The organism is Thermincola sp. GK-1 (genome assembly GCF_059412445.1).
The window spans coordinates 193,329-208,740 of the sequence record NZ_JBSQAT010000002.1; the positions used below are offsets into that span (position 1 = coordinate 193,329).

The 15,412-nt window shown below is 45.7% G+C and carries 16 protein-coding genes; all 16 read left to right on the plus strand.

What is annotated here, in order from left to right; translation table 11 throughout:
• Positions 1 to 55 precede the first annotated feature (55 nt).
• The 16 genes from ACSNJE_RS02600 (at position 56) to ACSNJE_RS02675 (ending at position 15,317) form a co-directional block, all read left to right on the plus strand.
• Positions 56 to 1,636 carry a demethylmenaquinone methyltransferase gene (locus ACSNJE_RS02600; RefSeq protein ID WP_013120636.1) on the plus strand — a complete coding sequence of 527 codons (1,581 nt, stop codon included), beginning with the start codon at positions 56 to 58 and terminating at the stop codon, positions 1,634 to 1,636.
• A gap of 36 nt (positions 1,637 to 1,672) precedes the next feature.
• On the plus strand, positions 1,673 to 2,545 hold the full coding sequence (locus tag ACSNJE_RS02605) for a UbiA-like polyprenyltransferase (RefSeq protein ID WP_013120635.1): 873 nt from the start codon (positions 1,673 to 1,675) through the stop codon (positions 2,543 to 2,545).
• A gap of 38 nt (positions 2,546 to 2,583) precedes the next feature.
• Positions 2,584 to 3,687 carry an aminofutalosine synthase MqnE gene (gene mqnE, locus ACSNJE_RS02610; protein ID WP_052216596.1) on the plus strand — a complete coding sequence of 368 codons (1,104 nt, stop codon included), beginning with the start codon at positions 2,584 to 2,586 and terminating at the stop codon, positions 3,685 to 3,687.
• Positions 3,687 to 4,538, plus strand: coding sequence for a menaquinone biosynthetic enzyme MqnA/MqnD family protein (locus ACSNJE_RS02615; protein ID WP_495251929.1), 852 nt, complete (start codon positions 3,687 to 3,689; stop codon positions 4,536 to 4,538). Before mqnE ends, ACSNJE_RS02615 begins: the two co-directional genes overlap by 1 nt.
• Positions 4,539 to 4,545: 7 nt before the next feature.
• Positions 4,546 to 5,604 carry a cyclic dehypoxanthinyl futalosine synthase gene (gene mqnC, locus ACSNJE_RS02620; protein ID WP_200900998.1) on the plus strand — a complete coding sequence of 353 codons (1,059 nt, stop codon included), beginning with the start codon at positions 4,546 to 4,548 and terminating at the stop codon, positions 5,602 to 5,604.
• A gap of 34 nt (positions 5,605 to 5,638) precedes the next feature.
• Positions 5,639 to 5,851: a twin-arginine translocase TatA/TatE family subunit gene (gene tatA / locus ACSNJE_RS02625; protein WP_474774552.1), complete on the plus strand. Its 213-nt coding sequence runs from the start codon at positions 5,639 to 5,641 to the stop codon at positions 5,849 to 5,851.
• 23 nt (positions 5,852 to 5,874) lie between these two features.
• Entirely contained in the window at positions 5,875 to 6,864 is a 990-nt protein-coding gene (gene tatC / locus ACSNJE_RS02630) for a twin-arginine translocase subunit TatC (RefSeq protein WP_495251930.1), read from the plus strand.
• 16 nt (positions 6,865 to 6,880) lie between these two features.
• The gene (selB, locus tag ACSNJE_RS02635) at positions 6,881 to 8,785 is read left to right on the plus strand and encodes a selenocysteine-specific translation elongation factor (protein ID WP_495251931.1); all 1,905 of its coding nucleotides are present in this window, start codon (positions 6,881 to 6,883) and stop codon (positions 8,783 to 8,785) included.
• Positions 8,786 to 8,900: 115 nt separating this feature from the next.
• Positions 8,901 to 9,482 carry a sulfurtransferase-like selenium metabolism protein YedF gene (gene yedF / locus ACSNJE_RS02640; RefSeq protein ID WP_013120628.1) on the plus strand — a complete coding sequence of 194 codons (582 nt, stop codon included), beginning with the start codon at positions 8,901 to 8,903 and terminating at the stop codon, positions 9,480 to 9,482.
• A gap of 306 nt (positions 9,483 to 9,788) precedes the next feature.
• A complete protein-coding gene (locus ACSNJE_RS02645) occupies positions 9,789 to 10,694 on the plus strand; it encodes a diguanylate cyclase (RefSeq protein ID WP_013120627.1) in 906 nt (301 codons plus the stop codon).
• An 84-nt stretch (positions 10,695 to 10,778) separates the two neighbouring features.
• Positions 10,779 to 12,080: a nickel-dependent lactate racemase family protein gene (locus ACSNJE_RS02650; protein WP_495251932.1), complete on the plus strand. Its 1,302-nt coding sequence runs from the start codon at positions 10,779 to 10,781 to the stop codon at positions 12,078 to 12,080.
• Positions 12,070 to 12,330 carry a DUF4911 domain-containing protein gene (locus ACSNJE_RS02655; protein WP_052216604.1) on the plus strand — a complete coding sequence of 87 codons (261 nt, stop codon included), beginning with the start codon at positions 12,070 to 12,072 and terminating at the stop codon, positions 12,328 to 12,330. The genes ACSNJE_RS02650 and ACSNJE_RS02655 overlap by 11 nt, the downstream gene beginning before the upstream one ends.
• Positions 12,331 to 12,442: 112 nt before the next feature.
• A complete protein-coding gene (locus ACSNJE_RS02660) occupies positions 12,443 to 12,766 on the plus strand; it encodes a YbaB/EbfC family nucleoid-associated protein (protein ID WP_052216605.1) in 324 nt (107 codons plus the stop codon).
• Between the two features lie 15 nt (positions 12,767 to 12,781).
• Entirely contained in the window at positions 12,782 to 13,261 is a 480-nt protein-coding gene (locus ACSNJE_RS02665; protein ID WP_495251933.1) for a hypothetical protein, read from the plus strand.
• A 236-nt stretch (positions 13,262 to 13,497) separates the two neighbouring features.
• The gene (locus tag ACSNJE_RS02670; protein WP_013120622.1) at positions 13,498 to 13,848 is read left to right on the plus strand and encodes a hypothetical protein; all 351 of its coding nucleotides are present in this window, start codon (positions 13,498 to 13,500) and stop codon (positions 13,846 to 13,848) included.
• A gap of 47 nt (positions 13,849 to 13,895) precedes the next feature.
• Positions 13,896 to 15,317 (plus strand): UDP-N-acetylmuramoyl-tripeptide--D-alanyl-D-alanine ligase, encoded by a 1,422-nt coding sequence (locus ACSNJE_RS02675; RefSeq protein WP_495251934.1) that lies wholly within the window; start codon positions 13,896 to 13,898, stop codon positions 15,315 to 15,317.
• Positions 15,318 to 15,412: the final 95 nt, after the last annotated feature.

A 15,412-nucleotide genomic window follows, 5' to 3' on the forward strand; every position in this document is an offset into this window, starting at 1 on the left:
AATTGCTTATATAGTACAGAATATATTAAGTTAAATTTGATTGGGAGGTTACCTGATGGCAGCAGGGTTCTTGGACACAATTAATTCTGATTTACAGGCTGTGGAGGCAATTATAAATAAAGCCTTTAAAATAAAACCGGGTTACATCGGGAATTTTGCCCGTATTGACGATGATTATCCGGTGAAATATTTACATCCGGCAGTTATTATTTTAACGGGGCGTATGTTTGGACTTTATGAAGAAAAGCTTTATTCGATGGCCGCCATTATCCAGTTTATCTATCTTGCGGCAAATGTTCATTTTAGAATACCTGATTATGATCCGGACCCTGCTGAAACCGATGTGAAAGATGGTGTCCAGTACCCGGTTTTGGTAGGGGACTATTTATATGGCCGGTTCTTTACTACACTATGTAAAGGACAGATAATCCACTTACTGGAGCCCCTTGCGGATATCATCTGTGAGATGAACGTTGGGGGTATTTTACGGACCCAAAATTACCAATCCAGAGAAGAAAAACTGGTTGTCATTGAAAAAGAATCAGCGTCTCTTCTCAGGGAAGGCTGCCGGTTGACAGGCAGTCTGGCGGGAGTTTCTGCGCAAGACTTGGACAATATCGGTAATTTCGGGTACAATATAGGAATGGGGTATGGGATGCTGGAAAGGAATTTCCCGCTGGAGGAGGCCCAGGAGTACTTCAACCGTGCCATTGACATTTTACGGCATTCATTTTCCGCTTCCAAAGCCAGGGATACTTTGTTGGAGCTTGTTCAGTCGCTTATTAAAGGCGAAACAAAGGTAAAATTAAAGAAGTACGGGCCGACTTTGGAACAGGCGGGGGACAAAAAGGATATCAATGACCCTATAGTGCCTCCATATTATAAAAACAAAGAGGAATATGTACATGATATTTTTTCTAAGATTGCCGGAAAATATGACTTTCTGAACACTGTATTAAGCATTAACCGGGATAAATATTGGCGTAAGTTTACGGTGGGGAAGACGGGCCTGAAGCCGGGCGGCCGGGCTCTTGATGTTTGTTGCGGTACGGGCATGCTTACCCTTGAACTGGCCAAGGCAGCCGGACCGGTAGGGAAAGTAGTGGGTTTGGACTTTTGCGGTGATATGCTGCAAATAGCCGGGAAAAACATAACAAATACCCCTTATATCAAAAATATCGAATTTATCCAGGGAAATGCTATGGATTTACCTTTTCCCGACAATTACTTTGATTGTGCGACCATCGGTTTTGGTTTGCGCAATGTTCCCGATATGCGCCAAGCCATCAGGGAAATGATGCGGGTGGTGAAACCGGGGGGCAGGGTTGTTTCATTGGAATTTGCCAAACCCACCGTACCTGGTTTCAGGCAAATATATAATTTTTATTTCCGTCACTGGGTTCCATTTTTGGGTAAATTAGGTGTTGGAGTGGACGGGCCCTATAATTATTTGCATAAATCGTGGACTGTTTTTCCGCACCAAAAAGAGGTAAGGGATATATTTGAGGAAATAGGCTTGAGCGGCGCCGAGTATTTTGAGCTTACCGGCGGAGTGGTGGCAGTTCACGTAGGTGTTAAACCTGCGATCAATCATGGCACACACGATGATGTTGCAGTTTCCCGGGAAGAACGGTGAAGTTACAGTAATTATACGCTAGAAAGTGGGAGAGCTATGTTAGTAAAAAAAGTAAGAACTTTTGGTGAAATGATCAAGTTTGAACATACTGTTTTCGCTTTACCCTTCGCTTATTTGGGAGCTTTTTTTGCTCATAAAGGTATTCCCGCGGCCAGCGACCTTTTTTGGATTACCATGGCTATGGTTGGCGCCAGAACGGCTGCCATGTCATTAAACCGCCTCATCGACCGACATATAGATGCGAAAAACCCGCGTACAGCACAGCGGCATCTTCCTCAGGGGTTGATTACCGTCAAAGAGGTATGGTTATATATTATCCTTTCTTTTGCTTTATTATTAGTATCGGCATGGCAGTTGAATCCTTTGCATCTGACTGTCCCCCTGACGGTTAAACTGATGCCGATTGCAGTTTTTTTTCTTTCCTTTTATTCTTTTACCAAGCGTTTTACATGGTTATGCCACATTGTACTGGGCATCTCCATTGGATTGGCCCCTGTTGGTTCCTGGGTTGGCATAACCGGTCGCATAGAATTTCCGGCCATCCTGCTGGGGTTGGCAGTGGCAACCTGGATAGCCGGTTTTGACGTTATTTATGCCTGTCAGGACGTGGAATTTGACCGCCGGGAAAACCTTTACTCTATACCTGTACGTTTTGGCATCCGGGCGGCATTATGGATTTCCAACGGGTTGCATATTCTGACCATGGTTTTTTTAGTTTGGGTAGGAATCAGTTTACATTTGGAGATTTTCTACTGGCTAGGCATAGCTGTTTCAACAATAATTTTGGTATATGAGCATTCCATCGTTTCGCCAACGGATTTATCCAGGCTGAATGTGGCATTTTTTAATATGAACGGTATCCTGAGCGTAATACTGTTTCTTTTTACTCTGATCAATTACTTTCATTAATTCAAATATTGCAAATGCTCAAGTCTGGGGGGAAGAAATTGAATAGTTTATTTGCAAACAGTGAATTAGCCGGTATTGCGGAGAAAGTTGAGAAAGGTGAACGCCTGAGCAGGGAAGACGGTATCCGGCTGATGAAGTCCAATGATCTGTTAACTATCGGTTATATGGCTGACCTGGTCAGAAAGAGAAAAAACGGGGACTATGCCTATTTTATTGTAAACAGGCATGTGAACCATACCAATATATGTGAAAACCTCTGTAAGTTATGCGCTTTTGGCAAAAAACCGGATGATCCCGATGCATATACCTTGACTATTGAGGAAATTGAAGAAAAAGCCCGGGAATGCCAGGGGCAGCGCATTTCGGAATTCCATATAGTGGGGGGGCTCAACCCCAAGTTAAGGCTTGAATATTTTGAGGAAATGCTGCGCAGGGTGAAAAAGATACTTCCGAATACGGTAATCAAGGCTTTTACTGCTGTTGAAATCGATTATTTCGCCCGCACGGAAAACCTTTCCGTTGAGGATGTCTTACGCCGCTTGCAGAAAGCAGGGTTGGATTCCCTGCCGGGCGGTGGAGCAGAGATATTCAGCCCAAGGGTACGCAAGCATATTTGTGAGAAAAAAATCAGCGGTGAGCGCTGGCTGGAAGTGCATGAGACCGCGCACCGGATAGGGATGCGCACCAATGCCACCATGTTGTACGGACACATAGAAACGGCTGAAGAGAGAATTGATCACCTGATCAAATTAAGAGAGTTGCAGGATAAAACCGGCGGATTCCTCGCTTTTATAGGACTCGCTTTTCATCCTAAAAACACCGGTTTGGAAGAATTAAATCTAAGCCGGACCACGGGTTATGATGATATTAAAGTATTGGCTGTAGCCAGGTTAATGCTTGATAATTTTGACCATATCAAAGCTTATTGGATTATGATTGGCCCGAAACTGGCCCAGGTTTCCCTGGCATTTGGGGTAGATGATATCGATGGGACCGTTGTAGAAGAAAAGATTACCCATTCGGCCGGCGCGGATACCGGACAGTCAATGACTAAAGCTGAATTGGTCAACATGATTAAAGCTGCAGGCAGAATTCCGGCGGAAAGGGATACACTGTACACTATCCTGGAGGAGGGCTTCTAGTGAAAAAAATTCGGATAGGGTATATAGAGTACCTGAACTGCTTACCGATATATTATGCGCTGGAAGAGGGAACTGTCAAATTGGAGGCTAAATTGGTGAAGGGTCCTCCTACGAAGTTAAACCGCATGTTTCTGGAGGGCCAACTGGATATTACTCCTATTTCCTCTATAGAATATGCAAGAAATCCCGACAAGGTAGTCATACTGCCCGATATTTCCATTAGCGCAGACGGTAATGTGGAAAGTATATTTCTTTTCAGCAAAATCCCCGTAACGGAACTAGAAGGGCATACTGTCGCCTTGACCACATCTTCTGCCACATCGGTAGTTTTGTTGAAGATTCTTTTTGACCATTACTACCATGTAAAGGTAAACTACGTGGACCGTAAACCCGACCTGCCGGCCATGTTAAAAAATACCGCAGCGGCATTGCTCATCGGTGATGATGCTATTTTGGCCAGGGAAAAGTATAAAGAGCTGGCGGGGCAGCCTCTCATTGTAACTGACCTGGGCGAAGTGTGGAAGAAATTTACCGGGATGAAGATGGTTTATGCTCTTTGGGTAATCAGGCAGGGATTCGTAGATGACAACCCGGGTGAAACGGCAGAAATTGCGGGTATTTTCCGGAAAGCAAAAGAAATAGGCCTAAATAGCCTTGATTTGCTGGCGGGCAAAGCCGCTGAACATTATAACCTGCCCAAAGAACTTTTTGACCATTACTATGAAACTATCCGCTATGATTTCGGTGAAGAGGAACAAACCGCTTTGCTGACCTATTATGATTATGCATATAAAAGCGGGCTCATTCCCGAACGGGTGAAATTAAGAATTTGGGGTGAAAACATTGGGTAATTCTGTTATGCCTATCCTGGAAAAGGCGTTAGCCGGGGGCAGGTTGGAAAAAGATGACATAGTGGACTTGTTTAATTCGAACGAACTGCTTCTCATAGGTAGGGCTGCGGATTTAATCAGAAAGAAACTGCACCCGGAGAATATTGTAACATTTGTTATTGACCGCAATATCAATTATACCAATGTATGCCGGACCCGATGCCGCTTTTGTGCTTTTTACAGAAACGAAAACGACCCCGATGCTTACGTGTTATCTATAGAAGAAATTTATGATAAAATCCAGGAAACCGTTGATTGCGGCGGGACACAAATCCTTATGCAGGGTGGACTGCATCCGGGCCTTCCCTTGGATTTTTACACTGATATGTTAAAGAAAATAAAGGAGCGGTTTCCCCATATTCACCTGCATTCCTTTTCCCCACCGGAAATAATCCATATTTCCAGGATATCGGGACTGAGCGTGCAGGAGGTGCTGGAAAAATTGCGGGCAGCCGGGCTTGATTCTATTCCCGGAGGAGGAGCTGAAATCCTCGATAACCGGGTCAGACAGTATATCAGTCCGCACAAGATTTCCTGGGAACAATGGATTGACGTAATGAAGACGGCTCATAAAATGGGCATGAAAACTACTGCCACCATGATGTTCGGCAGCGTGGAAACATATGAGGAGCGGGCCAATCATTTAATACGGCTGCGGGAAGCTCAGGACGAAACGGGGGGTTTCCGAGCCTTTATTCCCTGGAGTTTTCAACCGGCCAATACCGCATTGGGTGGGGAACCTACTACGGGTGTGGAATACCTAAAGACCCTGGCAATTTCCCGTCTGGTACTGGATAACATACCAAATTTGCAGGCTTCCTGGGTTACCCAGGGCGCCAAAATGGCCCAGGTATCTTTAAGCTTTGGCGCCAATGATTTTGGCGGGACAATGCTGGAGGAAAATGTAGTCAGAGCGGCCGGAGTAAGTTACCACGTACCTATGGATGAAATTATCCATGCCATCAAAGACGCCGGTTTTACTCCGGCTCAGCGGGATACGGGGTATAATATATTAAAGTATTATTGAAATGGTTCATTAAAATATGGGAGGAGAAAAAGTAATGACCGCTTTTGGTTTAATTAGTGTGGGTATTCCCGAGTTGATATTGGTTCTGGTAATAGTCTTAATTATTTTTGGCCCCGGTAAGCTGCCCAAAATAGGTAAGGCTTTGGGAGAAGCCCTTGGCGGGTTTAAAAAGGCGGCTAATGCAAAATTTGATGAAGATGAAAAGACTAAGAAAAAAGAAGAGGATAGTGAAAGCACGGGTCATTAAACCCTTATTAGGAGGAGTATTGCATGGACGAAAAGAGGATGCCTATCCTCAAACATCTGGAAGAATTAAGGCGGGTTCTGATCATCAGTTTTCTTTCTATTATTCCTACTTCAGTGGTTTGCTGGTTCTACCGGAAAGAGCTATTGCATTTGTTAACCCGTCCTGTGGACAGACTGCATTACAAACTGGTTTATATTGGCCCAACGGAAGCATTTATCGCCAATATCAAGATTGCTGTTATCGGTGGAATTATTTTAGCATCGCCTGTAATCATGTGGCAGGTTTGGAGTTTCATTTTACCTGCCCTGACCAGAAACGAAAAACGCGCGGTTATTATCATCATGCCGATCTCCATTTTGCTGTTTGTGACGGGCGTTGTTTTCGGTTACCTGACAGTGTTCAACTTCGGGATAGAATTTCTGTTGGGATTTGGCGGTGACGGACTGGAACCTATGCTGTCTCTCAGCAAATACCTGTCCTTTGCTTTTTGGTTCTTGCTTCCCTTTGGACTGATTTTTGAAATGCCCCTGGTGATTTTGTTTCTCACCAGGTTGGGTTTGGTTACGCCCCAGTTTTTGGCGAAAAACCGCCGGTTTGCCCTGCTCATAATCTTTATAATCTCTGCTGTGGTTACTCCGACCACCGATATGGTTTCTCAGTTCGCTATGGCAGGCCCAATGTATGTTCTTTATGAAATAAGCATATGGATATCCAGGTTTATGAAAGCTAAAAAGCGCAAAGAGGAAGAAACAGGGAAAGTCGAAGGAGTAAAGGAAGCAGAAGAAGTGGAGGAGGCAGAAAAGACCTGGGAAACACCTGGCGTTTCCGGCGACATATCAGATTCTTCTACCGTTCAAAAGGGCGGGGAGCAGGAAGATACAACGGCCAACAACGTTAACGAAACATCAGCAGATGATGAAGTAACCATTCCCTTTATAGATGAAGACCCTAAAGAAAAACGTCTTAAAGACATATACAAAAATATAACGGAAAAGGGTAATGGACCCGAGTAAGGGGATGTCTGGAAAAATGGGCAAGCATTTCATAATCGGAACCGCCGGTCACGTGGATCATGGCAAGACCATGTTGGTCAAAGCCATGACCGGAAAAGACACGGACCGGCTGAAAGAGGAAAAAGAACGGGGTATTTCGATAGAACTGGGTTTTGCGCCCATCCGACTGCCCAGCGGCATTCAGGCCGGTATTGTGGATGTTCCCGGTCATGAAAGATTTATTAAAAACATGCTGGCCGGGGTAGGCGGGATGGACCTGGTCCTGTTGGTGATTGCCGCCGACGAAGGAGTGATGCCCCAAACCACTGAGCATTTGGATATTATCAAACTCCTGCAGGTACCGCAGGGTATCATTGTCATAAGCAAGATTGACCTGGTAGATGCCGACTGGCTTGACCTGGTAGAAGAAGAAATCAAGGAAGCCGTCAAGGGTACCGTTTTTGACGGGGCTCCCGTGTTCAGGGTTTCTTCCACTACCGGTGAAGGAATTCGGGAACTCCTGGATTATATAGACCAAATGGCGGCAAAAATGAAGGTGCGGCCATCGATGGGGTGGCCCAGGCTGGCCATCGACCGGGTTTTTACCATAGCCGGTTTCGGCACCGTTGTTACGGGCACACTAATAGAGGGAAAGGTTAAAGTTGGCGATCCCCTGGAAATTTTACCCAAAGGGTTGGGGACCAGGGTGCGCAATATTCAGGTGCATGGCGAAAAAGTGAACGAAGCCTATGCCGGTCAAAGAGTGGCTCTGAATCTGGCCAATGTTGAGGTGGAAGAAGTACGGCGGGGTGATGTCCTGACTTGGCCGGGCAGGTTGAAACCAAGCCATAGAATTGATGTAAAACTACAGTTGCTGGAAAACGCCCGGCAACTTTCCCACAGGGCCCGGGTGCGCGTGCACATAGGAACCTCGGAAATTCTTGCCCGGATAATTCTACTGGATCGGGATGAGTTGAATCCCGGGGAAGTGGCTTATGCCCAGGTAGAATGTGAGGAACCTATTGTAGCCGCAAAAGGGGACCGGTTCGTGATCAGGTCCTATTCCCCTATGCACACCATTGGCGGTGGGACGGTAATTGATGCCAACCCGGCGAAGCACAAGCGTTTCCGGCCTGATGTTATTGAGGCATTGGCTACCAAAGAAAAAGGTACTCCGGAAGAACTGGTTATTCAGGCTTTGGGCACGGCAGGTGCGGAACTCCTTGCCCACGAGGCTTTGGCCAAGGCAGCCGGAATTCCGGAAACAGAGTTGGCGCCGGCTCTGGAAAGTTTAAAAAAAGCAGGGAAAATCAGGGTAATCAGTGTTGAAGGCAAGCAGTTTTATATTTCCGATGATAAGTTTCAGCAGTGGGCCCGGGACATTACCGGGGTTTTGGAAGAATACCACAGGAAATTTCCTCTGCGTCCGGGTATGCCAAAGGAAGAAATCCGCTCCAGGTTCTTTCCGGGAATAAACAATAAGCTGTATAATGCCATTCTGCAGGTTTTCGAAGAGGAACAGAAATTTACCCTGACAGGCGATAGCTTGGCCCTATTTGGTTATGTTCCCCGCGTGGACCCGGAACAGGCCAAGGAGTTGGCCGCCGTCGCGGAACAATTTTTGCAAGGGGAATTCCAGCCGCCGGCCTGGAAAGATATGGTATTTACGGGTAAGGATATGGACCCGGAAGAAGTGTTAAACTACTTTGTTAACCAAAATATACTGGTTAAACTGGAAGACAACGTGATTTTGCACAGGGATGTTTTTGAAAAGGGCAAGCAGAAAATAATCGATTATTTAAAGGAAAAGGGTGAAATTACCCTGGCCGAGGCAAGGGACTTGTTGAACTCCTCCAGGAAATATATCTTGCCTTTCTTAAACCGCCTGGATAAAGAGAAGGTTACCAGGCGGGTTGAAGATAAAAGAATTCTTTATAAATAAGCCGGACAACTATAAATAAGTTTTATTGGGGAAAACAAGGGTTTGGTTTATTATCACAGAATAATAATTAAGATAATATCGTACTTTATTGCTGTATTTCCAGGGGGTGAAAAGCATGTTTGCGGAAGTTGATGCCCGTAATTTAAACTGCCCTCAGCCTGTGATTAATACTAAAAAGGCTTTGGATGAGATTGAATCGGGCACGGTAATTACAATAGTCAATAATGAAGCTGCTTTGCAAAACGTATTGACGCTGGCTAAAAATATGGGTTGTGAAGTAGAGGTAGAACAAAAAGGGGAGGACTGGCACATTCAAATCACCAAGAAAGGTGAAGCGCTGGATTGCTCAGTTGTGACTACCAAGAACGAAGTTGTTGTTTTTACCTCTGATGTTTTGGGCAGGGGAAATGATGAGCTTGGCGGAGTGTTAACCAAGGCGTTCTTCTATACCCTGGTTGAAAGCGAAGACATTCCCCAAACCATTATCTTCCTTAATGCCGGCGTTAAGCTGACTTGTGAAGGGTCGCCCGTTATAGAGCACCTGCTGGCGCTGGAAAAAAGAGGGACTGAAATTTTATCTTGCGGTACTTGTCTTGATTTCTTGAAATTGAAAGAGAAACTGTGTGTTGGACAGGTTACCAATATGTATACGGTTTGGGACAAGATGAATAAGGCCGATAAGGTTATCAACTTTTGATGAAAAGCCCTGTAAGCAGGGCTATTTAATTGTAGACAATGCAAGAAAAGGGGAGGTTAAATGTTTTCCGGAGCGGGGCTTAAATCGTCCATCGGTCCGCGAGCCGCGTAAGCGGGAGCGGTTATCCGATGGAGATTTCGCCCAGAGCGGAGGAATCATTTAACCTCCCTGAATCTTAAAATTTTAACCTTTGGCAACAGCCCGGAGCGCGCCCGATAATTTAGCGGATTTCTGACATATAGAAGGAAAATCGGCAACTTTTAGAGAATAAAAACTGCAGTAACCTCTGGAGGAGCGAAGCGTACTGTGCAGGAAACCAAGAACCACATTTTGATCGTTGAAGATAACCCGTTAACCGCCAACCAGCTAAAGTCATTTTTGGAAACGGTTGGGTATAAGGTTTCCCTTTGTCTGAACGCCGAACAGGCCAGGAACTTTTTGACCGAGGAAACGCCAGACTTGATAATCCTGGACATTATCCTACCGGACACGGACGGTTATGAGTTATGCCGGTGGATCAGGGAAGAGACGAGGCTGCGCCTCATACCTATTATTTTTGTCAGCGCTAAGGATGGCCTGGATGACAAGGTGGTGGGGCTGCAGGCCGGCGGGGATGATTATATTACCAAGCCTTTTGCCATGGAAGAGTTGCTGGCCCGTATTGAAGTAATTCTGCAGCGGATGCGGGTTTTTCACGAACTGTCCATGCGGGACGAGCTGACAGGCAGCTATAACCGCCGTTATTTCAATGAACGTTTGACAGAGGAAGTACACCGTGTGAAGAGGTACGGGCGGCCTTTAACCGTGGCCATGATTGATATAGACCACTTCAAACAGGTCAATGATACATACGGCCACCAGGTAGGCGATTTTGTGCTTACCAAGCTGGTAGAGTTTTTGCAGAACAATTTGCGGAAAAGCGACCTGGTTGCCAGATTTGGCGGAGAAGAGTTTGTGGTTTTGTTAACGGAAATTGATGCTGATTCGGCGGAACGCCTGATGGAACGAATCCGTAGCGCTTTGGAAAATGCTACTTTTATATACAATCGGGAGCCTCTGTTTGAAAAGATATCTGTGAAAATAACGGTTAGTATTGGATTAGCCAGTTGTCCGAAGGATGCCACGGATCCCGAAAGGATAATATCGTTGGCTGATGAAGCTCTCTATATAGCTAAAAATACCGGTCGCAACCGAATTGTGAAGCACTGCTGAGAACAGATATAATCCCGTAATAGAAAAGGAGGGGCAGGGCCAAACTAATAGGGATTAAAACATAAGAGCCGGAGTGAAGCGAAGGTGAAAATATCCCTCAGGTTTGGGGCCGGAGAAGTGACCGGCAATATACCCGATAAATATATAACCACTATTGTCCAACCGGGAACTGCTTTAAACCTGCCCATTACTGAACAGGTTTCTCTGGTAACCCGGGCTCTTCATAACCCTGTCGGAACAAAGCGCCTTATTGAAATGGGCCGGGGAAAAACTACAGCGGCCATTGTAGTGAGTGACGGTACCAGGCTTGTTCCAACTTCGGTGCTGCTACCACCCGTGCTGGAAGAACTGAAAGCAGCCGGTATTAACAATGATGGCATTACTATTGTGGTGGGGGTGGGTAACCACCGCCCGGTAACAGAAGAAGAAAAAACGGCAATAGTAGGCGCTGATATATACAAATCCTACCGGTGCAAACATAGCAGGGAAGGCCCTTACGTAAGGGTGGGCGTAACTTCCCGGGGAACTCCGGTGGAGATAAGCAGGTTTGTGGCCGAAGCAGATTTAAAAATTCTTACTGGAAATATCGAAATGCACCGGCTGGCAGGGTTCTCAGGGGGCCCAAAGGGTTGTGTGGGCATTTCCAGTCCACGGGCATTAGAACATAACCACAGACTGAGCCGTCTGGGATCTAACGCTCCGGGTAGCCTGGAAGGTAATATAGTCCAGGCGGATTTATCTGAATATGCGCGTATAGCCGGAATAGACTGCATCCTTAATGTGGTGACGGACCATCGAGGCAATGTGGAAGCAGCGGTGGCCGGTGATGTAATAGAAGCTCACCAAAAAGGCATCCCGCTGGCAGAAAAAAAATACAGGATTCCAGTTGAAGAACCGGTCGACCTGGTAATTGTATCAGCCGGAGGCGTTCCTAAAGATTCTGCTCTCTACCAGGCGGTAAAGGCTTTGCAAAATGCGATGGATGTATTGCGGCCCGGCGGACAGGTGATCCTTGTTGCAGCCTGTCCGGAAGGGTTTGGCGACCCCTGTTTCCGCGAATGGATGCTTACCGGAAAGGGGATTCGGGACATTGTGGGCAGGGGAGAAAAAGAATTCCGTTTGGGAGGCCATAAAGCCGTGGCTTTGGCGCAGTTGCTGATGAAGGGAGAGGTGTACCTGGTTTCCCTTATGGATAGCAAAGAAGTGGAAGCCGCTGGGATGCGGCCCTGTGTGTCCCTGCAAGATGCGATAGATAATGCCGTTGCCGAGTTTGAATACGGTAGAATTATTGTTCTTCCCTTTGGGGGAGTTACGTTTCCTTATGTAATACGGCAAACGGCTGCTTCAGTTCAATTAGGCAGGGGGGAGTTGGGGCATGGGACGTAGGTATAAGGGTAAGTTCTGTAACAGGATTCAACCGGATATGCTCGGTAAAGGAGAAGTCTATTATGAAGTCAGGGTGGATACAGAAAAAATAAATTTTTTTACAAAAATTCTGGAAGCCCATGAACGTCTGGCTTTTGTGGTTCAGGTAGACCCGGCCCGGGGTACCCTGGGCATGCTCAGCACTAAAAGCCAGGAGCATGAATTAATGCAGGTACTGCAGAGCCTGCCTCTTAAAATAGAAATACTTTAATCCGAAAAACATTTCTGCTCTTTGCAGAAATGTTTTTTTATCACGAAACATATTGGAGTTTGGTGAATATATTGTAGTAATTGGGACGAAATCAAATGTGGGGGGGTTACAATTGGAAGACCAACTGAGTAACTTATTGGCACAGGCGCAAAAGTTACAGGCTGAGATAACCAGACTCCAGGAGGAAATGAAAACCAAAACAGTGGAAGTTTCTGTAGATGGAGGGACAGTGCGGGTTATTGCTACCGGGGGTCAATATATAAAGGATATATTCATCGACCCCAACTTTATACATCCGGCCAATGCCAAGGTCATTAAGTCCCTTATCGTGGAAGGAGTGAATATGGCACTTGACAAGGCCAAGCAGATGGCAGAAAAAGAAATGAAAAAAATCACCGGCGGGTTTGCCATGCCCAAAATACCGGGAATGTTTTAGAGGAGGTATATGGAATTGACCGTTTCCCATTTGGATAAACTGTTGGCTTTGTTGGACCGCCAGACAGACAACAGGCTACATCCAAACTTGCTGGTGGGTTACCTGGGGTTGGTTAACCTCATGAGTATCATGAGCTTTATTCATGCAGCAGAACAAAATACCGGCCTGGCGCTGCCTGCTTTGAATGATGCCGAATCTACGTCGGGTATCGGCGACGAAAAAAACCTGAAAAACGCCATCACGAGCCTTATGAACAGCGCGGGAGCCGGTTCGGGGGGCCCTGATTTATCCAGTCTGTTCAACATGATGGGTGGAAATAAAAAGCCTAATCCCCAGATGCTTTTGACTTTAATGAATCTGATGAATTCTATGAAAGCAAAGGCCGACACGGGAGATGATAAAGAAGCGGATTCAAAGGATGTCGGTGAAAAACCTCTTCCGGCTAAAACAGATTCCCCCGATGTAAAAAGCGATAGGAGACGTGGACTGCTATAATCTGCTATAAAGCTAAGCCTCAAAAAAAAGTAAAGCCCCAAATAAGCCGTAGGCTGGAACCAAAGTAATCCTGTAGACCTGGGGAGGTTAAATGTTTCTGTAATCATTTAACCTCCCCCTTATATTTTAATATTTAGGAAATTATGCAGTAACCAATATTTCATTTATTCATACAATGATATAAAGTGAGATAAGGCGCTGCCTAAAAAGCAAAAGAATGTTAGGGAGGATGAGAGATGAGTTCAAGTCCGCTAAACCCCAATTTAGTCCCGTTTTTGCAGGGACTAAAGCCTTTTCTTGGCCCAAAAGGACAAAACCTGACCGATATTACTTTAAACCTGTTAAAGATCCTGTCGAGTCAAACTACACAGGAAACGGTGCAAATGTTAAACGAGGCCGTCAACACAAATTCATCGGCCGCGCAAGGAGTAGCTTCGCCGGTGGATTATGCTTTTACCCTGTTCTTGATTCTTATACTGCTGATTTTATCGAGCAATGTACTGATTCCAAACGAGGTCGGGTACAACACGGGACTTTCCCAGGGAGACAGTCCTTTTTCTGACGAGCCTATCGGTGAAACCACGTAAAAAGATGGGCAAGCCAAATCACCGGTTGGGGAAGGGAACGTCTGCAGATGCTTGATAACGTACAAACTCTTTGTAAAGTTACCAATGGGGTTTTGAGACAGGGAGATCCGCAACAAAAAATAACAGGGATTATGAGTAGGTGCAAGGCAGTTAAACCGGGACAGGTTTATTTTGATGTCAAGGGAGGCCCGGGGAGCGACGAAAATATACTGGTAGCCCTCGATAAGGGAGCTGTTGCCCTTGTCATATCGAAACACAAGAAAAAACTGCCCTTCAATAATCATAAAATTTCTGTAATAGCTGTGCCGAAAGTTTGGGACGCTTTTTGGGACTGTGTCAGTTACCATAGGGACCAGTTCAATATACCGGTAGTTGGCGTTACAGGTACCTCCGGAAAGACTACCACCAAAGAAATGATCGCTTCAATATTTAAAAAAAAATGGGGCAAGATTTTAAAAACTGAGCAGAACCTGAATCTACCAAGTTTTGTGCCGGGGCACATCATGAGGCTGACGGCCGAGCATAAAGCCGCCGTATTTGAAATCGGCATGAACCGGCGGGGCCATGTCGCCAAGCAGTCCAGGGTCATAAAACCGATGATCGGCATTATAACCAACATAGGTCAGGCCCATGTAGGGATGCTGGGTAGCAAGGAGGCCGTTATCGAAGAAAAAGGGTCAATCATAGAAGGAATTCCGAAAAATGGATACCTGCTCATTAATGCTGATGATGAAAACAGCGGCAAATTAGACCTTAGTTCTTTTCAAGGCAAAACGCTCCATTTCGGTATCAAAAACAAAGCTGATTATGTTGCCGAAGATATCGCTACCGGCCTGGATTTTGTTTCCTTTAAGACTGTTATTTATGGAAAAGAGGAGCAAATCAGGGTCCCGATTTCCGGCAAGCACAACGTTTATAATGCACTGGCTGCCATAGCAGCTTCCACTTTATTAAATATTGAAGTCAAATATATTAAACAGGGTTTGGCCGGTTTCCGCCGCCCCAAACTGAGACTGCAGTTGGTCAAAGGAATCAACGACAGTCTGTTGATCAATGATACTTACAATGCCAATCCTGATTCGGTAATTGCGGGACTGGAGGTTCTAAAAGAACTGGCCAAAGATAGAACTTCAATTGCTGTACTGGGTAACATGCTAGAACAGGGAGTTTTTACAAATGAGGCTCACCAGAGAGTAGGGCGTCGTGTGCAGGAGCTGGGAATAGATTATTTGATTACTATTGGCAAACTTGCCCGCCAGATAGCTGTGGGAGCACGTAAACATGGTATGCCTGAAGAAAAGATAAAGAGTTTTGATCAACGTTACGAGGGTAGTTTTTACCTTAAAAAACATATGCCACATAGGGCAGTTTGCTTGTTTAAAGGATCCCGGGCTGTTTACCTGGATAAGATGGTGGAGTACCTGAAAGACCCGGCGGCCAGTCCGCAAACCATTCAAATTATCCGTTGATGAGGTTGGGATTTTCCCAACCTTTCCTGGTTCCTTCCCAAAAAATATTTGGATAAGGCCCTGTGATATGGTATAATTCTCGTTGTAAGAGAGAA